We start from the raw sequence: 23,775 nt of genomic DNA on the forward strand, positions 1-23,775 counted from the left end.
CGAGAAGGGGTTCATCGAGCCCAGTGCCGCTCAGCGGGAGCAGGGTTCATCAATCGGGTTCGACGGAACAGACTGGCGATTGCCGACCGTGATGCGATGTGAGTACGGTCCCAAGTCGCCGAGCGGTCCCGCGACGACGTGGGCGCACCTCGTCGACGCAGTTCGGCGCGATATCCAACGCCAGGGGTAGCGAGGCACGGCGAGCGACCTGTCGGCAGGCCTGCCAAAGAAGCTTTCAAGGTGCGCATATCACCGCTGTGGCAACATCTCGCAGTGTGCGCCAGATCGGCACGTCGGCGAGCGACCGACCGCCCGGAAACGCGCGGATGCCGGCCTCGACGCCGAACTTTCGTCGGCGTGCCAGTTCTCTCACGTCAAGCGGTCTACGGCTCGTCGATGTTGGGGATGCCGTTGAACTCCGCCTTGGTAGCGAGCCCGAGGTCGTTCGTGATCAATACGACCACCCTGTCGGGCTGCGATGCCTGAATGGTGAGCGTCGAGGCCAGCACTCGATCGTCGGGGGTGTTCGGGTCAAGCCAGGTCGGAAGCCTGGCGAAATCAGGTTCCACCGGCTCGATCCGTGCCGTCAGATTGCCTTCGACGGTCACGCCTGCCAAGAGAGATCCGCGGTCGCGAAGCCCCTTGATCCGCTTTCCGGCCTTGGCGGCCGCAGCGCGAACCTCCGGCGACCGGCCGCGGTCCTTCAAGTCATCGAGCTCTCGAATGACCGCCGGCACGAAGACCAGCTCGACCGGAACGCGGACGAAGGGTTTGGAGAATCGGGCGAGGTCCGGGTCCCGGAGCAGACAGTTCGTGTCGATGATCGCGACCACGCCGCGTGCGCGGTCGGGAGCCGCCTGCTCGATGAGGTCGTCGATGGCCGTCGTGCCGCTTCTCGCCTTGTCGATCGCCTCGGCGATTGTCGTCGGGAGCGACCAGTCATTGCCGTTCGATCGGTCGAGCCAGCCCCGCACAAGTTCATCGACGTCGCCGATGCGGCCATCGATCTCGGGAAGGGATGCCACGAACAGGAGTCTGAACCGCACGAGCCACTGGTCGTAGCGCACGAGCAGGTCGTGTCGGCGCTGCACAGCTGCTGGGGTGTCGTCGCTCCAGCGTTGATCTGCGAACCCGATGAAGCCGACGGGCCAATCGACTCGCTCGATACTCGAGCTCTCAACCACGGCAACGAATGCCTCTCGTATCTCGTTCCACTCGTTGCTGAGCAGGTCTGCGTATGACCGCAAGTTCGAGGCATCGCTCATGGATCAAGTCTCCCCCAAAGGCCCCCGCCGTCACGGCAATTGACCCCTCCACTCGGCGAGCTGCTCGACCCGCTCTATATCACCGACGACCACGCCCCCGGACACGCCGCTCATCGCGGCACATCCGATCTAGCAGGGTGCTGAAATTCGGGGTCTGAGGGCGGGACGCCCGGATCGAGGGCGGCCCGCCTCGTTGTCATTGCGCTGGCTTGGTCTTCGATGTCAGTTTTCGGGGATCTCCGTTGTCGGTTTCGGGTGATCGCTCACTGATCCCCGACTCCGGAGGCGGCCGGTGGCGACCTTGCCGAGGTGATCTTCATCCGGTTGCGGCGTCGAGGGCCGTGATCCGGATCAGGTTGTAGACGGCGGCTTCCATCTTGAACCAGGCCCGGTTCCGGTCGTTGCCGATGTAGCGGACCTTGCGGCCCTGGCCGACTGTCTTGATCCAGCCGAACGGTTCCTCCACCCGCTTTCGGATCCGCTGCGACACGGTGTAGCCGGCGTGGCGGGTCGTTCTGGCGTCGATCGCCGATCTTCGGTTGGTGTTGTTCTGCGCGACGTGCGGCGTGAACCCGGCGGCGCGAACGTCTTTCACGAAGTTCTTCGTGTCGTAGTTCTTGTCGCCCGCCACCGTTCTTCGCCGACCACTCTTCGGCAGTCGTTTCAACATGTCGATCGCGCAGTCACGTTCTGCGAACCCGGTCGCCGCTGTCACCTCGGCATCGGCGATCAACGCCGAGCGGTGCTCGATCAAGAGGTGACCGGCGTAGCAGAGCTGGGCGGCGGTGTTGTTCGACTTGCGATACAAGCGTGCGTCCGGATCGGTCGTCGACGCGTGCGTGTCGTTCGAGCGTTTCTGGCCGTGCCACTGCACCTCGGAGTTGCGGCCCTTTGGGCCCTCGTTGTTGTCGCTGCCCGAGTCGTCTTTGGGCTTGAACGACTTGTGCGACGCCCACGCCTGCAACAAGGTGCCGTCGACGGAGAAATGATCCGACGACATGTACCGGCGCAGCTTCGCCTGGCGGACCACGGCGGCGAAGAACTCGTCGGCGATGTCAGCGTCGAGGAGGCGTTGGCGGTTCTTGGAGAACGTCGAAGCGTCGAACGAAGCTGCATCGATCGGGAGGTCGAGGAACCACTTGAACAACATGTCGTAGTTGAGGCGTTCGCAGAACGCCCGCTCGGAACGCATCGAGTACATCGCCATCAACACCGACGCCTTCAACAACTGCTCCGGCGGCACCGACGGACGTCCCGACGTCGCATACATCGCCTCGAACGAAGTGTCCATCGAGGCAAGCACGGTGTCGACCACCACACGGATCCTCCGGATCGGGTGCTCGGCCGGGATCAGGTCCTCGGTGCTCAACGACGACAACAGAGCAAGCTGACGATCAGGCGTTCCACGCATGACCCCATTCTTTTCCATCCAGACACAGAACGCGAGCACCAATCCGGGTTTTTCAGCACCCTGCTAGCGGCCCCAATCAGAATAAGCGGTCGGCCAGCGCATACGTCGTCAGACCTCTCGCGTGACTTCTCGTTCGCAAGGGTCGCCCCAATGGCTTGCGTCTTCTGACTGGACGAGATGATTCGGTTCTTCTCGGAGCCGATCAAGAACAGTCTTCCGGCGGCCATGCAGCCACTCCGGAACTGCGCCGTCCCAAGTTGCCTCGTCCGGCACGATCGTGATTGGAAACCGACCGCCCCACGCACCATCGAAGACGAAGCCCTGGCGGCCGTCCCAGAGGATGACCTCTTCCTTCCACCGGAACTGAACATCCATTCGAACAAACTGTTGCACAGGTGATTCGCTCCGGCATCCGTCAGCTCAGAACAACGGCCCCATTTGATGATCGAGGCAGCGAAAGAACGGCACGACTGCGGGCGGGCGGCCGCTCCAGAACTGCGGCACGTCGGATCGGGGTCATACCCTGCGGCGGGCGATCAGGACTGCCAGAAGGAGGACACTGAGAGTGGCGACGCCAACGATGACGAGCGTCGTGGTCGTGTTCGAATCCTGATCGGGCTGGCCTCCATCGCCCGAGAGCGGGTCCGGCGCATCGGTGGCCGCCGTGGCGGTCGAGGATGGTGCACTCGTCGGGGCGGCTGTTGAAGTCGTGGTTGAATCGGCCGTCGTTGTCGTCGCGGATTCGAAGGTCGCAACCGTGGGCTCATCCGAAACCAGTGGCGAAGCATCGGTCACCACGATCTGTGGATTCTCGCTGTAGGCAATGCGGTTAGCCGCCCATCGTGCTTGCACGATGGCAGTGCCCGCAGTCAGTTCGGCTGGGATGACGATGGTGACGTCGAACGAATACTCGTCATCGGCCGCTCCAGTAGCGACGAGGAACTCCTCGGTCCCTTGCACCACGTAGACGTCGATCCCGCCGATTGGAACACCCAGGACGCCCTCTCCATCCGGGGGCGCACCCGTGTCGTAGCAGTTGTCACCCCAGGCATACCCCGTGACCACGAGTTGCGCCCCGCGGACAACCTCACGCTGCTCAATCTCGATCGTCGGGCCCGAACAGTCCGCAGCCGCTGGGCTGCCTGTCGTGATCAAGAGCCCGAATACAACTGACACGAACGCGAGGATCCTCACCGGTGTCTGACGACGCAGGTCACCGAGAAGTTCCCGAAGCCTTTCGTCAGCGCCGTAGTCGACGAGGCTTCGCCAGACGCAGCACTTCAGGACCGCTCGGAAATGTTCTGAGATGCATCGCGTCGCACCCGCTCTGTATCGGCACATCTTCCGGGTCAGACCTGCGCAAATAACGCTCGGAGGACAACGCCCACTTCGCCAACTCGTCACAGGTTGGTCGCCCTGCGGTTCAGGCGGTGGAGCTGGTGGCTTGCGCAAGGTACGCGGCGGGTGATGTTCCGAGGTGGCGGCGGAAGTCACGGGTGAGGTGGGCTTGGTCGGCGTAGCCCAGTTCGGCGGCGACCGTCGCCCATCCGCTCCATCCTCCGCCTTCAGCGAGGGCTTGTTGTGCTGCTTCGGCGGCTTCGATGATTCGCCATCGTCGAATGACGAACGATGGGCTGACCCCGACGTGGTAGTCGAACATCCGCTGGAGCGTTCGCACGCTGATGCCAGCCAAGGTGGCGAGTTGTTCGACTCGGCGCACTGTGCGGTCGTGCTCTGCTGCCGTTGCGACCTCGGTGACCTCTCGGGCTTCGGCGATCAGTGAGGGATCGCGACGCGCCACCATAGTGTTCAGCTCTTGTCGGAGGTCGTGGACACGCTCCTCGTTGGAGTGCTCCGCACGGACACGGCCAAGGAGGCGTTGGGCGTCGAGTCCGGGGAGGGCGCCGTCGAGGCTCAGCTCGGTGTCGACCACAGTTTTGGCCGGCGCGTTGAGGAGGATCCCGAGTCCTCCAACCGATGTGCGCGCTGCAACGGTCCACCCGGTCGAGGTGAGCCGGCGGTGGCTCATCTTGGTCATCACGCCGTAGACGCGCCCTTCAGCGGGATCGAGCGGCACTCCGGCATCGTCGAGGGTGCCGATGCTGATGTTGCCCGCTGGATGATTAACAGGGTGCTGAAATTCGGGGTCTGAGGGCGGGACGCCCGGATCGAGGGCGGCCCGCCTCGTTGTCATTGCGCTGGCTTGGTCTTCGATGTCAGTTTTCGGGGATCTCCGTTGTCGGTTTCGGGTGATCGCTCACTGATCCCCGACTCCGGAGGCGGCCGGTGGCGACCTTGCCGAGGTGATCTTCATCCGGTTGCGGCGTCGAGGGCCGTGATCCGGATCAGGTTGTAGACGGCGGCTTCCATCTTGAACCAGGCCCGGTTCCGGTCGTTGCCGATGTAGCGGACCTTGCGGCCCTGGCCGACTGTCTTGATCCAGCCGAACGGTTCCTCCACCCGCTTTCGGATCCGCTGCGACACGGTGTAGCCGGCGTGGCGGGTCGTTCTGGCGTCGATCGCCGATCTTCGGTTGGTGTTGTTCTGCGCGACGTGCGGCGTGAACCCGGCGGCGCGAACGTCTTTCACGAAGTTCTTCGTGTCGTAGTTCTTGTCGCCCGCCACCGTTCTTCGCCGACCACTCTTCGGCAGTCGTTTCAACATGTCGATCGCGCAGTCACGTTCTGCGAACCCGGTCGCCGCTGTCACCTCGGCATCGGCGATCAACGCCGAGCGGTGCTCGATCAAGAGGTGACCGGCGTAGCAGAGCTGGGCGGCGGTGTTGTTCGACTTGCGATACAAGCGTGCGTCCGGATCGGTCGTCGACGCGTGCGTGTCGTTCGAGCGTTTCTGGCCGTGCCACTGCACCTCGGAGTTGCGGCCCTTTGGGCCCTCGTTGTTGTCGCTGCCCGAGTCGTCTTTGGGCTTGAACGACTTGTGCGACGCCCACGCCTGCAACAAGGTGCCGTCGACGGAGAAATGATCCGACGACATGTACCGGCGCAGCTTCGCCTGGCGGACCACGGCGGCGAAGAACTCGTCGGCGATGTCAGCGTCGAGGAGGCGTTGGCGGTTCTTGGAGAACGTCGAAGCGTCGAACGAAGCTGCATCGATCGGGAGGTCGAGGAACCACTTGAACAACATGTCGTAGTTGAGGCGTTCGCAGAACGCCCGCTCGGAACGCATCGAGTACATCGCCATCAACACCGACGCCTTCAACAACTGCTCCGGCGGCACCGACGGACGTCCCGACGTCGCATACATCGCCTCGAACGAAGTGTCCATCGAGGCAAGCACGGTGTCGACCACCACACGGATCCTCCGGATCGGGTGCTCGGCCGGGATCAGGTCCTCGGTGCTCAACGACGACAACAGAGCAAGCTGACGATCAGGCGTTCCACGCATGACCCCATTCTTTTCCATCCAGACACAGAACGCGAGCACCAATCCGGGTTTTTCAGCACCCTGTTAAGCACCTGCTGATCGTGAACGAAGCCCTTGGGGAGCTCCCAAGCAACGGACCAGAACCATTCGATCAGCCCGTCGAGGGCGTCGCCTGCGGGAGAACGAACGAAGTCGACGTGTCGCATCATCTCGACTGGGTCGATGATCCCGCGGGTGTCGTCAGGGACCGGTCTCACGGGTGACAAGCTACTTCTCGAGGCGGTGGCGTGAATGTTCAAGACGCAGCGCAGAGCATGCGCGTACGGTCGGTTTCATGAGCAACACGAGCGATGAACTCCCAGTCTTTCCGACGTCGGCACCTGCCGTCTTCTGTGACCCCGACGCCACCCCCGGTCTCTTCACCACGGTCTTGGAACGATTGGCGGCGGTTGTCGACGTCGACGACGACCAGTTGGGTCTGGCGACGCCGTGCGTTGGGTTCACCGTCGGCGAACTCCGTAGCCACGTCCTTGGATGGCTCCAGTTCTTTGCAGCAGCGTTGTCCGACCCGGCCGCCGCGACGGCTCGCCCTGATCCCGAAACGTTCGCTCTCACAGACGGGACAGCAGCGAGTGAGATCGTGCGCAACGCACTTTCAGTGATCCATCAGGCCATCGCCGACGATGCCGCTGGACAGTTGGTGGTGATGTCCGGCTCACGTATGGCGGGCGACGCAGTTCTCGGAATGGCGCTCGGTGAGTACATCATCCACGCGTGGGATCTCGCCACGGCGACCGGTCAGCCCTACTCGGCTCCCGAGTCCGCGATTCGCCCCGCGCACGAGTTCCTCGAAGGAATGGTCGCTCCGGAATATCGAGGACCCGACTCCGGATTCTTTGACGCCGAGGTCTCAGTTCCTGATGACGCCTCGCCGCTCGACCAGCTCGTCGGCTTTGCAGGCCGCGATCCACAGTGGCAGGCCTCCTGACCCGATCGAGACGAAGAAACTGCTGCACGCTGACCCAAGAGCACTGCGATCAGAGCCGAAAACCCGCTCCATATCAATGCTCGCCTCGCACGTCGGAACGTGCGCGTGATCGGCACTTATGTGGGTAATCGGTGTCAAGGGCGGTCTGGGATTTGTGGTGGTTGAGGTCATGGGCTCTCGGTGCGGGTGCGGTCGAGGAGCATGTTGAAGAGGTCGACGCGGTGGTGTTGGTCGCGGTCGGCGGCGTGGTCGCGTTGGGCTTCGAGGACCGGGACGAACGTCTCGTTGGTGGAGAAGTGGGCGCAGTTCTCGCAGATCGATTCGAACTGGCAGTCGAGCTGGGCGGGTCGGGTGCAGTGGCCGTTGCCGAGGAGTTTGTTGTCGAACTCGTCGGCAAGGTGCGCCATTGCTGCGCTGCCGTCGGGCGCCGATCTGAGCCCGGTCGATTTGGTGTAGAGGGCGTCGACGTCGTTGGTGACGCGGTCATACGCGTCGGCGACGGTGCGGTCCGCGATGCGCGCGTAGACGAGCGTCATGCGCAGCGTCTTGTGGCCGAGCATCGCTGCGATCGCTTCGAGGCTCATGCCGCGGTTGATGGCTTGGGTCGCGAGGGTGTGGCGGAGTTGGTGTGGGTGGACGTGTCCGATCCCGGCGGCCTTCGCGACCCGCTTGACGATGCGCGCAACGATGTGTCGATCGAGGCGTCGACTGTTGAACACGATCAGTCGGTCGAGATCGTCGCAGCGGTCTCGTCGGTGTGCGTCGAGTTGCTCGACGAGTTGCGGGTGGAGTGGGACGTAGCGGTCGTTGTGGAGTTTGCCGATCGGAACGCGTAGCCAGTGGCGGTCGTTGATGAACACGACGGCATCGGCTTGGAGTTCGCAAAACTCGCCGACGCGGAGACCGGTGCGGGCGAGCATCTCGACGACGAGGCGTCGGGTCGGGTCTTGGTCGGCAGCGGCGCGCATCAGCTTGGCTGCGTCGGGGTCGGACAAGAATTTGGGGAGCGGATCGTCGGGTGTGGGGAGGTCGCCGTTGAAGATCAGGACGCGGGTGGGGGCGTCGGGGTAGTCCCATTCCGACACTCGTTCGAAGAACGTGCGCAGCGTTCCGAGAACGATCCGGATCCGCTGGGGCTTCAACGGTCGTCCGGTGTCGTTGCGGCTGAGTCGTGTGCCGAGCTGGCGTTTGAATGCTTCGACGTGGCGGCGCTCGACATCGACCAGGCCGCCGATGTCAGCGAACTCGGTCGTCAAGAAGCCGGCGAAGTCGCGCAGGATCCCGTTGGCTGCAGTCACGCTCGACGGGCGCAACGACAACGCGATCTGAGCCAGATATCGCTGCATCGTTGCTGCGAGAACGGGTGCATTCGTGGCGATCTGGGGCCAGTCGAAAACGCGCTCCCGCGGTTTGCCCCGCTGATCTGGAACCTCGACCGGACCGACTTCGATGGCGGGAACGGCGCTCATCAGCCGATCCCTTCGGCGGTCGCGAGGAACATGTCGGCATCGATCAGAGCGCTGGCTTTGTCGTATTCCTCGGCGAGCCAACCGTTGGCGAGGTGGACGTAGAGGCGCGTCGTGTCGAGCGATCGGTGACCGGCCTGAGCCTGCAGCGCTTCGAGTTCCATGCCGGCTTCGCGCAACCTCGTGAAACAGGTGTGGCGCAGTTCGTGGCACGTGATTCGCCGAACACCCGAACGATCGCGCACCGACTTAAACACCTGCTTCATGCCTTCGTCCGACAGCGGTCGGCCGCAGCGTTGTCCTTTCAACACGACGAACAACCGGTTCGTCGACGCGTCGGTCGGACGTTCTGTTCGCAGATAGTTGCCGACGGTCGAGAAGAAGCGCGACGAGATCGGGATCTGACGTTGGTGGCCGCCCTTGCCCTCGACAATGAACACCTGACGACGCGCGCCATCCAAGTCTTCGAGTCGTAGTCCGAGGACTTCGCAGCGGCGCAACCCGCCCAGCACCATGGCTTCGATCATCGCCCGATCCCGCCACCGGCGACACGCCGAAAGCAGGGCGTCGACCTCGGTCGGCTCAGCGACACGCGGCAACGTTCGTGGTGCTCGGATCAGCGGCACACTGCGCTGGCCACGATCGCGTGACCGGCGCGTCGACAGACCGCGCGGCACCGGGTTCTGGTCAACGTCACCGCGCACGATCAGGTAGGAGAACATCGACGACAACGACGACAGACGTCGTTGGATCGTGCGCGCCGACAACCCCGACTCACCATCAACCAGGCGCACGACCGTGTCGTCGGCCGAGGCGCGTTGGGCCGTGATGAACGCCAACACATCCGCCGTTGTCACCTGGGTCGGCTCGACCGGGACGAGCGTGAAGAAGACCTTCAGATCGAACCCGGCAGCCAGCACCGTGTTCGGCCGGCAGCGCGCTGCCAAGAACTCGAGATACCGATCCACGACCGGATGACCGAGCCGAACCTCGACCCCGCCTCCGGCGCGATCGGCGCGTTGAAATTCAGGTGACCAAGACATGGGAAGGGTTCCTTTCGAGCCCCGACGGGGCAGTCACCCAGAGTCCCTCACCGCCACCGAAAGCGGCGAGGATTACCCACATATCCCGCTCTCCTGCTGGATCTGTGGGTCAGGTTCGGCCTGGGAGGGCGGGTGGGTGGCTCCCGAGTGCGAGGAGGGCGAGGGCGATGAGGGGTTCGGGTCCGTGGAAGCCGAACGCGATGCGGGTGAGGAGTCGGATCTTGGTGTTGGTCGACTCGATGAGGGCGTTGGAGAGCCCGGAGTCGAGTGCGTGATCGATCGCCCCTCGGTGCTTCACGATCTTGCGGGCGAGTTCGATGAAGGCCGGCATGCGTGATCGGCGCGCCCACGACAGCCATCTGTCGAGGGCGTGCTTGCCGGCGTCGCCCTTGACGGCGAACACGAATCGCAGTCCTTCCTTGAGGAGGTAGGCGCGATGGAGGCGAGGGTCGATCTTGGCGATCCAGTCGAGCTGGGCGCGTTGGTTGTCGGTGAGATCACCAGGGTTCTTCCAGAGCGCGTAGCGGGCGCGTGCGATGCCGAGCGAGGTGCCTCGGGCTCGTCCTCGCTGGGACATGACGGTCGTGATCGCGTTTCGTCCCGATGCCTGGTTCCAGGCTCGGCGACGCTCGACGTCGAGTGCTTCGATCGCCCACGCGACGACGTGAAACGCATCGGCGCAGCGCACGGCGTTCGGGGCTCTCTTGGCAACGACGCGGGCGATCCAGCCCGCCATGTCCGCAGAGATGTGGGTCAACTCCGCAGCGCGTTCGTCGCCGAGTTCGTCGAAGAACACCTCCAAGTCGGCGTCGGTGCGGCCCGGGCCGACCCACACCAGATGCCCAGTGTCGTGATCGACCACGACGATCAGGTAGCGGTGCCCGCGCTTGTAGGAGATCTCATCGATCCCGATCCGTCGCAGCCCGTCGAGACGATCAACACGCGCCTCGACATCAGCATTGACCCGCGTGACAATCGCCCCGATGGTGCGCCACGCCACCCGCAACAACTCACACGTCGCGGACTTCGAGGTGCGCACCGCCAACCAGGCCGCCAGGTCGTCGAAGTCGCGGGTGTGGCCGACACCGTGACGAGCCCACGGCACCGCCGCCACCGTCGGGCCATGAGTTCGGCACCGGACCCGTGGTGCGTCGGCTTCGATGAACACCTTCGTCGTGCCGGCGTCCAACGCCCGCCACCGCCGACGACCATCACCACGGTCGTAGCGAGGCGAACGTCGATGGCAGTGACCGCAGCGGCCACGAGCCTTCGCATCAGGTCTCACCGACACCACGATCGAACCATCGCTGTCGTCAACGCAGACCCCTTCCACGACCGTGCGCGTCAACCCGCACGCCTTCTCCCATACCTTGGTGTTCAGCACCCCGTCTGCCGTCCTTTCAGTTTCGAGCCTTCGACAGCGCGAAACCTAGGAATCAGGCGGGGTGCACCCGCGGATAGGCCCTCAACTCACCCACGGACAGAGCAGAAGAGCGACATATCCTCACGTTCGATCGGCCGCACCCACTCGTAAACGAGCGTTCCAGCGACCTGACACGCGACCGGGCGGAAAGCGCTCTCCGCTGCCGGATCTGCTCGGTCGAAATGCCGTGGCGACCTAGTTGTTATAGCGCTGTCAACACGCGGTGAACACGAGGTCGCCCGAACTTTGGCTCCGGCGATTCGCGCGATCATGTTGAGTTTGACCGCGAAGCGGGCGGCGATCGGCCGATACCCCAGACCTTCAAAGTTGGGATCAGAAGGCCGGAGTTCGGATCGCGCCACCCCGACCGATCTCGTCGCATCCTCGCTCGCCGTCAATCACCGAGTGTCAGTCTTCGGTTTTGCGCTTCACTCCGACATGGTCGGGAAGGCAGCGGGATGTGCGACGTTCCGCAGCCGGATCGAGTCGCCGACGCGTACGCAGCGAAGGCCGCTGGCGTGCTTGGTGTTGGGGAACAGCCGTGCCTGTTTTTCGGCGTTGGTGCGCCCGGATGCCGGCGGTCACGTCGGTATCTCGGTGTGGTGCCAGTCGGTGATGTGGTGCGCAAAGCCGATGGGGTCGTCGCACATGGGGAAGTGGTTGCCGCCGGTGACGGTCCAGCCGTGGGCGGTCGGGAATAGTGTCTTCCAACGGTCGGCGAAGCCGAAGGGATCGTTCTTCTCTCCGAAGATTGTGAGAACGGGGAGTTGTGAAAGCGGGCCGGCAAGGGCTCGTTCGGCTTGCTCGAACGATTCTGGTGAGTGCCGTGCCGATCGCATGACACGGTGAAAGTTGCGGCTTGCGGTTCGTTGTTGATACGGGCCGAAGAACGCGGCTCGTCCGTTGTTGTCGAGGTGGCGTCCGACACCCATGCGGGTGCGGGTGGAGCGCGGGATCACGCGGAACGTGCCGAGCACAACGGTGGTCGGGCGGCTACTGACAAATCGGAACATCGCGCGCAACGCCAACCCGTCGGCGACCCAACTGAAACTGTTTGCTGCGACGAGCCCCGTGATGCGTCCGGGTCGCCGGGCGGCAGCCAAGACACCGACGACGCCTCCCAGGTCGTGAACAACGAAGGTCGCTCGCTCGACGCCGCGCTCGTCGAGGACTGCGTTGAGGATCGCTGGGTAGGTGTCGATGTCGATGTCGTGCCGGTCGCCTCCGCTGAGTCCGGTGCCGGGGAAGTCGAGTGTGATGCAACGGAAGCCGGCGCTGAGCGTCGTGATTGCGTCGCGCCAGATGTAACTCCACATTCCTGCGTGGACAAAGACGAGTGTCGGTCCGTCGCCTTCGTCGGTGTAGTGAATGTCGACCAGTTCTCCGCGTTCGTTTCGATGCGCATGCCGTCGGATTGCGAACGGCCACTGGTCGGTGGGCAGCCATCGGGGTCGGGCGAGCTCGTCGCGGGTTTGACTGATTGTGGTCATGGTTCGCTCCTGTCGTTGGGTGTGGAAATTGGACGATCCGCTCGTCTCGAATGTGACATTGCGTCGGAGATGTCACACTTGGGGCCGGTTGATCGTCTTGATGTCATGAGTTCCAACAGACCCCATTCAGCGGACGGCGCCGATGACGTCGAAGCGCTGTGGCAGTCGCACCGCCGCCGCATGCTCGACATCGGGTACCGCATGTTGGGCAGCGTGACCGATGCCGAAGACGTCGCAGCAGAGGCGTACGCCCGACTGATCGCCGCAGACCGCGACGACATCGACGAGCCGGTCGGATGGCTGGTAGCGGTGACCGCCCGGCTCTGCGTCGATCGACTCCGATCAGCTGAGATCCGCAAACGCGCCTACGTGGGGCCGTGGTTGCCTGAACCACTCGTCGAGACCGCAGCGTCGCCGATGATCGACCCGGCAGACCGCGTCACGCTCGACGACTCCGTGCGGATGGCACTGCTGGTCGTACTCGAGCAACTGTCGCCCGCCGAGCGGACGTCGTTCGTGCTCCACGATCTCTTCGCGATCTCTTTCGACGAGATCGCCGACATCGTCGGACGGTCGCCTGCAGCGTGCAGGCAACTCGCCAGCCGTGCACGACGGCGCATCCAGTCCGATCCCGATCGCCCACGAACCGCTGTTTCAGCCGATGAGGCCGAGGCAATCGCTCAGCGTTTCGCCCAAGCGTGTTCGAGGGGTGAACTCGAACCGTTGATCGAACTACTCGATCCAGCGGCGATCGGCGATTTCGACTCAGGCGGCACGATTCCGGGCGCCCCACGCCAGGCAATCGACGGGGCCGAACACATCGCCAGGGTCCTCGTCCGATCCTTCTCGGGACGGGACTTCTCGTTCTCGGTGACCAACGTCAATGGCGAGCCTGGCGTCGTTGTCAATCTCGATACGCAGGTCATGGCTGTCATCGCGATCGGCGTTCGGGCCGGCCGCATCGACCTCATTCACGCGATCGGCAACCCGGCCAAACTCCTGCACGTCGGCACCACCGGCCCACGTCGGACACGGATCGACGAGCACCACAGATGATCGGGTCGGGAGACTGGTTGACAATACTGACTCAGTCAGTCATGATCGAATCATGCCACGAGCAACACCTTCAGATCGACTTCCGAAGCTCCTCGATGCCGCGGCGGGCGCCTTTGTCGAGCACGGCTTCCATCGCACTCAGATGGACGACATCGCCGAGCGTCTCGGTGTCTCGAAGGGGACCGTGTATCGGGCCGTCGACTCCAAGGAGGCGCTGTTCGCCGCCGTCATCGAATGGGCCGACGACCCGGACGGCATTCCGGCAACCGGCATTGATGCGTCCAGCGATGTGGCGTTGGTCGCCGGCAGGGTTGCGGGCGACTTGGCTACAGCCGTCGCTGCGCTCGAGCTGACCTCGATCGTCGGCGGCCGCAAACGCTTGGGTGCGGTGGATGGCTTCGGCGTCGAGGTCGAGCGCATCACGTCCGGTCTGTTCGGTGTGATGCGGAACCGACGCACTTCGGTGATGGTGCTCGACCGGTGCGCGGGCGAGATCCCCGAACTCGGTGCCGTGTGGTTCGGTGATGGCCGCTACGCGCTCGTCGATCTCTGGCACGGCTACCTCGAACTTCGCTCGAAGCAGATGGCCGCCAAGGTGGATCATTCGATCCTGGCCCGCACGATCGTCGAGATCATTACGATTTGGGCCGTCAAGATGCCGTGGGACCCGGCCCCCCGCCCCTACCCAGACGACACATCCACGGCCTGCGCCACGATGGTCCGCAATCTCGTGACCGGGGTGCCCCGATGAGCGCCACGACCCCCACACGACCAGGAGCAATCGGCCGTCTCCGCTCCCGCCAATCCGGCCTTCCCTCGGGCCTGCTCGGGCGCATCTTTGGCCGGGCGATGGTCGGCACGACTGCCGACCACAACGATCAAGCACTCGCCCTCCTCGACCACACCGAACCGCGAACCGTCCTCGACGTCGGCTTCGGACAAGGGCGCACAGTCGCGGTTCTTGTCGGACAGGGTCATCGTGTTCTTGGCGTCGACGCGTCGCCGACGATGCTCAAGCAGGCCTCCGCACGCAACCGCTCCGCATGTCGAGGTGGACGAGCAACGCTTCGGCATGGCGACGGCATCACGATTCCGTTTCCCGATGACAGCGCTGACGCTGCGATCACGGTGCACACCATCTACTTCATGGCTGATCCAGCGGCCACGTTCGTCGACATCGCCCGGGTCCTGCGACCCGGTGGAACCCTTGTCGTGGCTTGCCGAACCAGCGACACTGCGACACCGGCGTGGATGGACCCGAACGTTTACCGCGTCCCGACCGCCGATCACGTGAGGTCAATGCTGGGCAACGCCGGCTTCGTGCAGGTCGAACACCATCCCGGCCAGGCGACTGACCACGACCTGCACCTCTTCGCCGCCCGACTCGCCGACGACCAAGGAACGCTATGATCCCCAACGCCACCACCGACGCCACCACGACGACCGACAGCTTTCTGGCTGCCCTGCGCCACCACACCGGAACCGGTGACCTCGACTGGGCCCGGCCGCCGCTACCGCTGTCGGGTGGGTTCTGGGCCGAGATGTACGACGTCGAGTTCGTCGACCCCACTGAACGTTTGACCGGGCGGCTCGTCGCTCGGATCATGCCCGACCCGGCCACGGCCGCGTTCGAGACCACCGTTCAGCGCCATGTCCACCGATGCGGGCTGTCGGTTCCTGCAATCCGCGCCGCTGCCGGACCCGGCGAACATCTCGACCGTGCGTGGTCCCTGATGGACTATGCGTGTGGGCAACCTCTACTGAGCGGGCTCAGCGCCGCGAGTGCGTTCCGGCAAGTCCCCACGCTGCTCCGTCGCCTTCCTCTCGTCCTTGCCGAAGCCGCATCCAACGTTCACCGCTGCTCGACCGAGGGGCTCGAAGATGAACTCGCAAGCCACGACCGCCGGGCCGACGTCGACGACTTCTTGGAGCGTGTGGCTCATCAGGCTGTCTCGATCGACCGCCTGGACCTCGCAAGCAACGCTCGACAACTCGCGACCCAGTCGGCTTCGACGCGGGTCATCTGCCACGGTGATCTTCATCCGTTCAACCTCCTCGTCGACGACGAACAATGGACCCTCGTCGACTGGTCGGCCGCGGTGATCGCCGATCCGCATTACGACCTGGCGTTCACGACTCTGATGCTCGCCAAACCGCCTCTCGGTGGACCAGCCCCGGTCCGGGCCGTCGCACGGATCATCGGCAACTGGCTTGCGAATCGCTTCCTGCGCACCTACGAGCAACTCACCGCTCACCCCATCGACCCTGACCGACTTCACTGGGGGCGCCAAGTCCATGCCCTACGCGCGCTCGTCGAACTCCACACGTGGGACGCGCAAGGCACCACGAGCGCACACGCCGGCCACCCCTGGCTCGCCCTTCGTCCACACCTCGAAGCTCAACTGTCGACGCGCTGACCCACCTCGCCGGTCGGACCCGGTGCGACTGGGTCGGTCAGGATGCGAGTCCCGTCGCAGTGGGGTGTTGAGCGGCGCGCCATTCGGGGAATCCGTCTTGGAGGCGTCGAGCGTTGCGGCGGCGTCGGCGAAGGAGCCGGACGGCGTCGTCAGCGAACACGCAATACGGGCCTCGGCAGTACGCGACGACTTCAGCATCGGTCGGCAGGTCCCCGACAATGTCGGGGAGTTGATCGATGGGGATGGAGCGAGCGCCCCGAATGTGTCCGGCGGCGTACTCGGCCTCGGGGCGGACGTCGATGATGATCAGGTTGCCGTCGTCGAGGCGTTGGGCGAGTTCATCTTGGCCGATCTCTTCGAGACGGCTGCGGTTGCCGAGGTAGTCCGCGGCGAGATCATCGAGTTCGTCGAGATGTGCGCGAGCCACCGAACGCAGAACCGTCCACAGTTGTTCGACATCGTCGGACGCGAGTTGGTAGTTGATGCGGTTTCCGTCGCGGCGGGTGGTCACGAGTCCGGCGGCTGCGAGCACTTGCAGGTGGTGTGAGGTGTTGGCGACGCTCTGGCCGATCTCGCTGGCGAGTTCGTCGACGTGTCGCTCACCTTGTGCGAGGACGTCGACGAGTTCGACCCGTCGCCCGTTTCCGAGGGCTTTGGCCACGTCAGCGAATCCGTCGAACAGCGCGTTCTTGGCCTGGCGGTCTCCCATACAACAACAATCTCCTCAAACGTTCCTTTGAACTGTGAGTATAGTGGGGAGATCTATTCAAGAGACTGTTTGAGGAGTGGTGATGGTTCGGATTGTGGATTTCGTTGATGAGGGTCTTGGTCACTCGTCGTATCTGATCGATCTCGGTGATGGCTCGGCGGCTGTGATCGATCCGCCACGCTTCCCGACAGCCCACGAGACGTTGGCCAGTCGAGACGGACTTCGGTTGGCGTGGACGGCCGACACCCATTCCCATGCCGACTACGTGACCGGCAGCCCGGGCCTGACCGCACGGCTCGGTGCGACGTTCGTGGCACCGGCGGCGTCGCGGCTCGACAGTCCGCACGATGCGGTGACCGACGGACAACGCGTCGAACTCGGCAACGGATGCTGGCTGATTCCCGTTGCGACACCGGGCCACACCCTCGACCACCACTCGTATCTGCTGGAGTGCGACGGTGCGTTGATCGGGTTGTTCTCCGGTGGCTCGCTGATGGTCGGCGCAGTTGGGCGCACCGACCTCGCCGGACCCGACCTGGCCGAACCGTTGGCGCACCAGATGTTCCGTTCGCTGCGCCGCTTCGACGAGTTGCCCGATGACCTCGCCGTGTACCCGACACATGGTGCCGGTTCGTTCTGCTCGGCGCCCGGCTCGACGGAGCGGACCACGACGATGGGTCGCGAGCGGGCAACGAACCCATTGCTGTCGATCGCCAGCGAGGATGAGTTCGTCGATCGGCTGCTCGGCGGGTTCGGCACGTTCCCGTCGTACTTTCTGCGTCTGCCGGAACTGAACCGTCGCGGCCCCACCGTGTTCGACGCGGTACCGACACTGGACCGGTTGAGCGTCGACACGGTTGCCGAACACGTCGCGGACGGGGCGCTGGTGATCGACGCGCGACCTATGGCCGATTTCGGAGCCGGTCACATTCCGGGGTCGTTCGCGAACACGCTCCGCCCTGTGTTCGCGAGCTGGATCGGTTGGCTGATCGACCCGGGCCGCCCACTGATTTTCGTCCTCAACGACGACCACGACCGCGCCGACGTGGTGCGCCAATGTCTCGATGTCGGCCACGAGAACCTGCTCGGTGAACTCGACGGCGGCATCGACGCGTGGGCAACGGCTGGCCGACCGGTCGCGGCGATCGGCGTCGTTGACGCGCACGCCATGGCAGCGACCGTGGTCGACGTTCGTCAACGAAACGAGTACGTCAACGGTCACGTCCCGGCCGCGGACAATGTCGAACTCGGTGCCGTTGCAGATATGTCGTCGCCGACTGGGCAGGTCACGGTGATGTGCGGCCACGGCGAACGGGCCATGACCGCTGCCAGCATCCTCACCGCCGCTGGCGATCGTCAGAACGAGGTGTCGGTGTTCGACGGTGGACCTGACACCTGGAGCGATGCAACAGGTCTTGATCTCGAGGTCGGCGCGTGACCAACACGGACGCGACTCCGAACGTGATCCGGTTGGGGTTGCGCGAGAACCTCGCCCAGTTCTCTCTACTCGTTGGCGTCAACGCGCTCGTCGGGGGAATGATCGGCCAGGAACGCACCGTCTTGCCGTTGCTTGCAACCGATGTCTTCGGGCTCACCGCGTTCACCGCCACGCTCACCTTCATCGCCGCGTTCGGCATCGTCAAAGCAGCGACCAACTTCTTCGCCGGCACCCTGTCGGACCGCTACGGCCGCAAACCGGTCCTCGTCGCCGGTTGGATCATCGGCATCCCCGTGCCCCTGCTGCTGATGTGGGCACCGACATGGGGCTGGGTGATCTTCGCCAACGTGCTGCTCGGCATCAACCAGGGTCTCACGTGGTCGACCACCGTCATCATGAAAATCGACCTCGCCGGCCCCGACAAGCGCGGCCTTGCGATGGGCCTCAACGAAGCCGCCGGCTACGGCGCCGTTGCCGTCACCGCGCTCGCCACCGGCTGGATCGCCAACGAATGGGGCCTACGTCCCGAACCATTCTTCCTTGGCCTCGCCTACGCCGGCCTCGGCCTCAGCCTGTCGGTTCTCTTCGTCAAAGAAACCCACCACCACGTCCACCACGAAGCCGCCACCCACACCTCAACGAACGACGACGCACACCAAGCGCTCACCGATCGCGAGATCTTCACCCTCACCAGCTTCCGCGAAAAGGCTCTCTCATCCGCGTCGCAGGCCGGGCTCGTCAACAACCTCAATGACGGACTCGCCTGGGGACTGTTCCCGATCTTCTTCGCCGCCTCCGGACTCTCCGTCGGCCGCATCGGCATCCTCGCTGCGATCTACCCCGGCATCTGGGGACTCGGCCAGCTCTACACCGGTGCACTCTCGGACCGCATCGGCCGCAAACCCCTCATCGTCGCCGGCATGCTCACCCAAGCCGCCGCCATTGCCTGGATGGCCGCGATGAACAGCTTCTGGCCGTGGGCCCTCGGCGCAGCGACCCTCGGCGCCGGCACCGCAATGGTCTACCCCACACTCCTCGCGACCATCGGCGACGTCGCCCACCCCACCTGGCGAGCACGATCCGTCGGCATCTACCGGCTCTGGCGAGACGCCGGATTCGCCGTCGGCGCCCTCCTCGCCGGACTCCTCGCCGACCTCATCTCCATCCAAGCTGCCATCTACGCCGTCGCCGCGCTCACGGCCATCTCAGGCGTCGTCGTCATCGCGCGTATGTACGAGACACACCCTGCCGCCGACCGCTAGACAACAGCGGCATTCATGACCGCTCGAGGCCAAGGTGTTGAACCTGAGCGCAAGTCCAATCCAGCTCCAGCCCGAACAGCCGTCCGTGATCACGTCGAGCGCCGAGCAAGATGTGCGGCGCATCGCCATCGAGGTCTTCCACGCCCGACCGCCCGTCGGATCGCGCATCACTCCTCTCAATAGAAGGCCCGCAGGTCGTCTGCGATCGGCACCTACGCGCTCGGAAAGGCGCTCCAGAACGTGCGAAGCGACACTGCTCGCTCCTGCCCTCCGGTGGAGCGGTCGCGTGTGTCGGTCGCATCCGGAGGGGGCGCCGTCTGAAGCTGACCCGCTTCTGCTCCATCGCACGCGGGCCATATCGAGCCTTGTTGGGTCGTCAGGCGGTGTCTTGGCTCGCTGTGAGGGTGTTGGCGAGTTGGTTTCGGGCGCGTGCGACGCGTGAGCGGATGGTGCCGATGGGGCAGTCGCAGATTTCGGCGGCTTCGTCGTAGCGGTAACCGAGGAGCTGGGTGAGTACGAAGGCTTGGCGCTGGTCGGTTGGGAGGTCGTCGAGGAGGAGTTCGAGTTCGACGCTGTTGGTGTGGTCGTGGGTGGGGCGTCGGGTGAGTTCGGTTCGTCTGGAACGTTGGTGGTGGTGGACGGCGTCGGCGCACGCGCGTCGGGCGATGGTGAGGAGCCATCGGAGTGCGTCGGTGTCGGCGCGGTAGGTGTGCAGGCTGCGAAGGGCTCGCAGGTAGGTGTCTTGTACGAGGTCGTCGAGGTGGTCGCGGTCGCCGAGGTATTGGCAGTAGGGGGTGACGTCGTTGACGGTGAGTCGTACGAACCGGTCGAAGGCGGCGGGGTCGCCGTCTTGCGCGGCAAGCAGAGCGCTGGTGGGATCGGTCATGGGCGGGGGGTGTCGACAGGTCGCGACGGCGGTTCGTCGGGTTTCTTCGATGTCGATGGAACTTTATGGGGAGATGACGGGACTGATGAGTCATGTCCAGTATTCATCCCCCCGTTTCTTCCTCGTGTCGGCCTCCGGGACGCCGACCTCGGCTGCGCGCCGGAATTCTGGCTTCGGCAATCCTGGTCTTGGCTGCATGTGGTTCTGACTCCGACGCGACTGAATCGGCGGCGACCGAGTCCCAACAAGACGATGCTGCCCAAGCCGGCGTGGCCCAAGAGACGCGTTTCACTGTCGTTGTTTCGGATCCTCCGATTGCGGACTTGGTGTCGCAAGTGGCCGGTGACGCTGTGGAGGTCGTGAGCGTGGTGCCCATGGGTGCTGATGGCCACACGTATCAGCCGGTCCCAGACGACGCGAAAGCTCTCGCGAGGGCGGACATCTACATCGAGAACGGCATGGGTCTGAACTCTGTGGTGTCGTCATTCGCAGCGGTGAATTATCCAGATGGGACGTTGCACTTTGGGCTCGCTGACGTCATTCCGTCGTCGGAGCAAATTGCAACCGATAGCGCCGAAGACGTTGAGGCACATGGACACGCCCATTCGATCAACGCTCACTTCTGGCCGGACCCGAACTACGCAATGGTGTACGTCGACCGGATCGTCGACATTTTGTCCGTCCATGACGCCGACAATGCTGGCCTTTACGCCGAGCGGGGTGCCGCGCTGAATTCCCAGCTGATGCAGATGGACGAGGCGTTCGCTGCGGCGCTGGCAACGATTCCGTCTGAAAATCGCAAAATGGTCGTGTACCACGACAGCTGGTCATACTTCGGGCGCCGGTACGACGTTCCTGTGATCGGAGCAATCCAGCCGACTGACTTCTCCGAGCCGTCAGCAGCCGAGCTCCGCGAGACGATCGAGGAAGTCCGCGATGCAGGTGTGCCGGCGTTCTTCGGCAGCGAAGTGTTCCCGTCCGATGTGCTCGAAGTCATCGAAGAAGAGTCCGGAGCGACCTATGTGGCTGACCTGTCCGACGACGTGCTCCCCGGTGAGCCGGGCACACCGGAGCACTCCTATCAGGGCATGATGCTCGCGAATACCCGCACCATCGTGGAGGCCCTCGGCGGCGACCCGTCTGCGCTTGACGCCATTGTCCTGCCTGCGTCGTGACCACAACCATTTCGCTGCAAGGCGTCGGTGTCCGATTCGGGCGGACCCGACCACTGCAAGACATCGACCTAGACATCGACGCCGGCGAACTCGTCGGAATCGTCGGCCCGTCAGGCGCAGGCAAGACCACACTGCTGCGTTTGCTGCTCGGCGAGATCAAGGCGTCCGAGGGAACAGTGTCGTTCGCCGGCACCGCTGGTCGTGGTGGCCGTGCGACGGTTGGCTACGTGCCCCAGCTCGAAGCAAGCGAGCGAACGTTCCCGTTGACGGTGCAGGGCGCTGTCGAACTCGGTGCCGCCGCAACCAGCTCGCGGGTACCGTGGTTCTCCCGCCGTGAACGCGACGCTGCGCGTCGAGCCCTGGAACGCCTCGGTATCGGCGAGTTGCACGATCGTGGCCTGCATGAGCTGTCAGGTGGCCAGTTCCAACGGGTGCTGTTCGCTCGGGCGTTGGTGTCGGACCCGCAGCTGTTGTTGCTCGACGAACCAACGAGTGGCATCGACCTGCGTACTCGCGGTGAGATGCTCGGACTCGTCGATGATCTGCGTAGCGACGGCTTGACAATTCTGATGACGACTCACGACCTGAACTGGGTTGCGTCGCACCTTCCCCGGATCGTGTGCCTGAACCAGACGGTGCGCGCCGACGGGGCACCAATCGACGTGCTCCAACCCGACGTCCTCGCGAGCACATTCGGCGCGGAGATGAAGGTCATCGAATACCACGGCCGACCAGTGATCGTCGATGGCGAAGCCCTCGTGGGAGGTGCGTCGTGAGTTTGCTGTTCGATCCGTTCGAGTTCGCGTTCTTCGGCCGAGCGCTCCTCGCAGCGGTCCTGGTCGGCGCGATTGCTGGCGCGCTCGGTCCGTTCGTGGTCGTGCGCCGTATGGCCTACATCGGCCAAGGCCTGTCCCAAAGCGTGCTCGGCGGCGTCGGTGTTGCTCTCGTCTACGGCGCCGGGCTCTACTCCGGCGCCATCGCGGCAACGATCGTCGCGACCATTGCTATCTACGCAACGCGTCGCCGAGGTGTTCCCGTCGACACCGCGATCGGCATCGTGGCCTCCACGATGTTCGCGGCCGGTGTTGCGGTTATCTCAGCGAACCGTGACCGGAGCCTGAACATCAGCAACCTGCTGTTCGGCAACATCTTGGGCGTCGACCGCAGCGACCTCATCCTCGTCGGCGTCGTAGTCGCAATTGTGGCAGTGGTGCTGTTCACCAACTACAAACAGCTCCTCGCCGCAACCCACAACCCGGCAGTTGCTGCAGCCCACGGAGTCCGCACCGGGTGGATGGAAGTGCTGTTCAACGCACTTCTCGCCCTCGCTGTCGTCACCGCACTCCAGGTGCTCGGCGTGCTCCTCGTCGCAGCAACACTGCTGCTGCCAGCAGCGACGGCATCACTGGCGTTCGGATCATTCGGGCGGCTCCTGATGGTGTCGACCGCGCTCGGTGTGGTGACTGCCGTCATCGGGCTCTACGTGTCCTACTACCACGACATCGCCAGCGGCCCAGCCATCGTGCTCACCGGCGCCGCAGCTTTCGCCATCGTCGCCTTTGGGCTCCCGAACCGCTACCGGCACAGCCGAGCAGTGATCTGATGGACCAGCGCAACGGGTTGACACACCCCACACCAGGACTGAGAGACTGAACGCAATGAGCGACTGTGCGTGGTGGGAACAGGTGTCGGCAAGCGCCGACGGCGAACTCCCCGAAACCGAACGCGCCGCCGCCGACGCCCACACATCGACCTGTCCGGATTGCGCCGCATCACTCACAGCAACCGCACTCCTGCGTCCAGCGCCTCGCACAGCAACAACGCCAGCACCGTCGCACCCTGCCGGGATCAACGCCGACCAACTCACGAGTCAAGAGCGGCGATGGCTCAGCGGCCGCTGGGCCCGCCGACTTCTCCTCGTCGCAGCGGTCATCATCGTCATCGAAGCCATCCCCGCCTACATCCGCGGTGATGGCCCCACCGCCGAAACACACGCCGCCCGCCATCTCGCAGCCTGGCAAATCGGCTTCGGCGTCGGGTTGATCGTGGCCTCGTGGGTGTCCCGCATGTCCCACGCCATGCTCGCCTTCGCAGCAACGTTCGCCGCACTCACCGTCGTCGCAACGAGCATCGACGTCATCAGCGGACACAGCGGGCCACTCGCCGAACCAGTCCACCTCGTCGAACTCATCGGCGTCTTCCTCCTCTGGCGACTCACACCACCACACCTGCTGCCCTGGCACCGCACCAACCGCTCAACCAGCAGGCACGTCACACCCCCGACACGAAACGAACTCCGACTCGTCCACACCGACAGCACAAGACCAGAGACGCCCCGGCGGTAGCCGCTGACCCACCAACA

23 protein-coding genes are annotated in these 23,775 nt (G+C 64.3%); 11 read left to right on the top strand and 12 right to left on the bottom strand.

Annotation, left to right across the window (positions count from 1 at the left end):
• Positions 1–383: 383 nt before the first annotated feature.
• From ACE37B_RS06920 to ACE37B_RS06945, 6 genes are all read right to left on the bottom strand, one after another.
• Positions 384–1,265 carry a PIN domain-containing protein gene (locus tag ACE37B_RS06920; RefSeq protein WP_409922543.1) on the bottom strand — a complete coding sequence of 294 codons (882 nt, stop codon included), beginning with the start codon at positions 1,263–1,265 and terminating at the stop codon, positions 384–386.
• 316 nt (positions 1,266–1,581) lie between these two features.
• Complete coding sequence (locus tag ACE37B_RS06925) at positions 1,582–2,676, bottom strand: IS5 family transposase (protein WP_409922866.1); 1,095 nt, start codon at positions 2,674–2,676, stop codon at positions 1,582–1,584.
• Between the two features lie 108 nt (positions 2,677–2,784).
• Complete coding sequence (locus ACE37B_RS06930; RefSeq protein WP_409922544.1) at positions 2,785–3,051, bottom strand: hypothetical protein; 267 nt, start codon at positions 3,049–3,051, stop codon at positions 2,785–2,787.
• A gap of 141 nt (positions 3,052–3,192) precedes the next feature.
• The gene (locus ACE37B_RS06935) at positions 3,193–3,870 is read right to left on the bottom strand and encodes a hypothetical protein (RefSeq protein ID WP_409922545.1); all 678 of its coding nucleotides are present in this window, start codon (positions 3,868–3,870) and stop codon (positions 3,193–3,195) included.
• A 229-nt stretch (positions 3,871–4,099) separates the two neighbouring features.
• A complete protein-coding gene (locus ACE37B_RS06940) occupies positions 4,100–4,870 on the bottom strand; it encodes a helix-turn-helix domain-containing protein (protein WP_409922546.1) in 771 nt (256 codons plus the stop codon).
• Positions 4,871–4,986: 116 nt separating this feature from the next.
• Complete coding sequence (locus tag ACE37B_RS06945) at positions 4,987–6,081, bottom strand: IS5 family transposase (protein WP_409922866.1); 1,095 nt, start codon at positions 6,079–6,081, stop codon at positions 4,987–4,989.
• 313 nt (positions 6,082–6,394) lie between these two features.
• On the opposite strand from ACE37B_RS06945, the gene ACE37B_RS06950 reads away from it, so the two are divergent.
• Positions 6,395–7,048, top strand: coding sequence for a TIGR03086 family metal-binding protein (locus ACE37B_RS06950; RefSeq protein ID WP_409922547.1), 654 nt, complete (start codon positions 6,395–6,397; stop codon positions 7,046–7,048).
• Positions 7,049–7,215: 167 nt separating this feature from the next.
• On the opposite strand, the gene ACE37B_RS06955 is transcribed toward ACE37B_RS06950, so the two are convergent.
• From ACE37B_RS06955 to ACE37B_RS06970, 4 genes are all read right to left on the bottom strand, one after another.
• Complete coding sequence (locus ACE37B_RS06955; protein WP_409922548.1) at positions 7,216–8,517, bottom strand: tyrosine-type recombinase/integrase; 1,302 nt, start codon at positions 8,515–8,517, stop codon at positions 7,216–7,218.
• Positions 8,517–9,557 carry a tyrosine-type recombinase/integrase gene (locus ACE37B_RS06960; protein ID WP_409922549.1) on the bottom strand — a complete coding sequence of 347 codons (1,041 nt, stop codon included), beginning with the start codon at positions 9,555–9,557 and terminating at the stop codon, positions 8,517–8,519. The genes ACE37B_RS06955 and ACE37B_RS06960 overlap by 1 nt, the downstream gene beginning before the upstream one ends.
• 109 nt (positions 9,558–9,666) lie before the next feature.
• A complete protein-coding gene (locus tag ACE37B_RS06965; protein ID WP_409922550.1) occupies positions 9,667–10,941 on the bottom strand; it encodes an ISL3 family transposase in 1,275 nt (424 codons plus the stop codon).
• Between the two features lie 620 nt (positions 10,942–11,561).
• On the bottom strand, positions 11,562–12,470 hold the full coding sequence (locus tag ACE37B_RS06970; protein WP_409922551.1) for an alpha/beta fold hydrolase: 909 nt from the start codon (positions 12,468–12,470) through the stop codon (positions 11,562–11,564).
• Between the two features lie 105 nt (positions 12,471–12,575).
• Here ACE37B_RS06970 and sigJ point away from each other — a divergent pair, with 105 nt between their 5' ends.
• The 4 genes from sigJ to ACE37B_RS06990 are packed head-to-tail and all read left to right on the top strand — an operon-like array spanning position 12,576 to position 15,943.
• The gene (sigJ, locus tag ACE37B_RS06975; protein WP_409922552.1) at positions 12,576–13,526 is read left to right on the top strand and encodes an RNA polymerase sigma factor SigJ; all 951 of its coding nucleotides are present in this window, start codon (positions 12,576–12,578) and stop codon (positions 13,524–13,526) included.
• A gap of 52 nt (positions 13,527–13,578) precedes the next feature.
• Positions 13,579–14,277 (top strand): helix-turn-helix domain-containing protein, encoded by a 699-nt coding sequence (locus ACE37B_RS06980; RefSeq protein WP_409922553.1) that lies wholly within the window; start codon positions 13,579–13,581, stop codon positions 14,275–14,277.
• Positions 14,274–14,936 (top strand): class I SAM-dependent methyltransferase, encoded by a 663-nt coding sequence (locus ACE37B_RS06985; RefSeq protein ID WP_409922554.1) that lies wholly within the window; start codon positions 14,274–14,276, stop codon positions 14,934–14,936. Before ACE37B_RS06980 ends, ACE37B_RS06985 begins: the two co-directional genes overlap by 4 nt.
• Positions 14,933–15,943, top strand: a complete 1,011-nt coding sequence (locus tag ACE37B_RS06990) for a phosphotransferase family protein (RefSeq protein ID WP_409922555.1) — start codon at positions 14,933–14,935, stop codon at positions 15,941–15,943. The genes ACE37B_RS06985 and ACE37B_RS06990 overlap by 4 nt, the downstream gene beginning before the upstream one ends.
• 37 nt (positions 15,944–15,980) lie before the next feature.
• On the opposite strand, the gene ACE37B_RS06995 is transcribed toward ACE37B_RS06990, so the two are convergent.
• Entirely contained in the window at positions 15,981–16,652 is a 672-nt protein-coding gene (locus ACE37B_RS06995) for an ArsR/SmtB family transcription factor (protein ID WP_409922556.1), read from the bottom strand.
• Between the two features lie 94 nt (positions 16,653–16,746).
• Between ACE37B_RS06995 and ACE37B_RS07000 the strand changes: the two genes are divergently transcribed.
• Both ACE37B_RS07000 and ACE37B_RS07005 read left to right on the top strand, forming a co-directional pair.
• Positions 16,747–18,090: an MBL fold metallo-hydrolase gene (locus ACE37B_RS07000; RefSeq protein ID WP_409922557.1), complete on the top strand. Its 1,344-nt coding sequence runs from the start codon at positions 16,747–16,749 to the stop codon at positions 18,088–18,090.
• A complete protein-coding gene (locus ACE37B_RS07005) occupies positions 18,087–19,352 on the top strand; it encodes an MFS transporter (protein ID WP_409922558.1) in 1,266 nt (421 codons plus the stop codon). The genes ACE37B_RS07000 and ACE37B_RS07005 overlap by 4 nt, the downstream gene beginning before the upstream one ends.
• 376 nt (positions 19,353–19,728) lie before the next feature.
• Here ACE37B_RS07005 and ACE37B_RS07010 read toward each other — a convergent pair whose 3' ends face one another.
• Entirely contained in the window at positions 19,729–20,238 is a 510-nt protein-coding gene (locus tag ACE37B_RS07010; protein WP_409922559.1) for a sigma-70 family RNA polymerase sigma factor, read from the bottom strand.
• Positions 20,239–20,330: 92 nt separating this feature from the next.
• On the opposite strand from ACE37B_RS07010, the gene ACE37B_RS07015 reads away from it, so the two are divergent.
• From ACE37B_RS07015 to ACE37B_RS07030, 4 genes are read left to right on the top strand one after another with little or no spacing between them, the layout of a single operon-like run.
• Positions 20,331–21,413, top strand: a complete 1,083-nt coding sequence (locus ACE37B_RS07015; protein ID WP_409922560.1) for a metal ABC transporter substrate-binding protein — start codon at positions 20,331–20,333, stop codon at positions 21,411–21,413.
• Positions 21,410–22,189 carry a metal ABC transporter ATP-binding protein gene (locus ACE37B_RS07020; RefSeq protein WP_409922561.1) on the top strand — a complete coding sequence of 260 codons (780 nt, stop codon included), beginning with the start codon at positions 21,410–21,412 and terminating at the stop codon, positions 22,187–22,189. The genes ACE37B_RS07015 and ACE37B_RS07020 overlap by 4 nt, the downstream gene beginning before the upstream one ends.
• Complete coding sequence (locus ACE37B_RS07025; RefSeq protein ID WP_409922562.1) at positions 22,186–23,016, top strand: metal ABC transporter permease; 831 nt, start codon at positions 22,186–22,188, stop codon at positions 23,014–23,016. The genes ACE37B_RS07020 and ACE37B_RS07025 overlap by 4 nt, the downstream gene beginning before the upstream one ends.
• 55 nt (positions 23,017–23,071) lie before the next feature.
• A complete protein-coding gene (locus ACE37B_RS07030) occupies positions 23,072–23,758 on the top strand; it encodes a zf-HC2 domain-containing protein (RefSeq protein WP_409922563.1) in 687 nt (228 codons plus the stop codon).
• Positions 23,759–23,775: the final 17 nt, after the last annotated feature.

Source organism: Ilumatobacter sp. (assembly GCF_046290335.1).
Classification (GTDB): Bacteria; Actinomycetota; Acidimicrobiia; order Acidimicrobiales; family Ilumatobacteraceae; genus Ilumatobacter_A.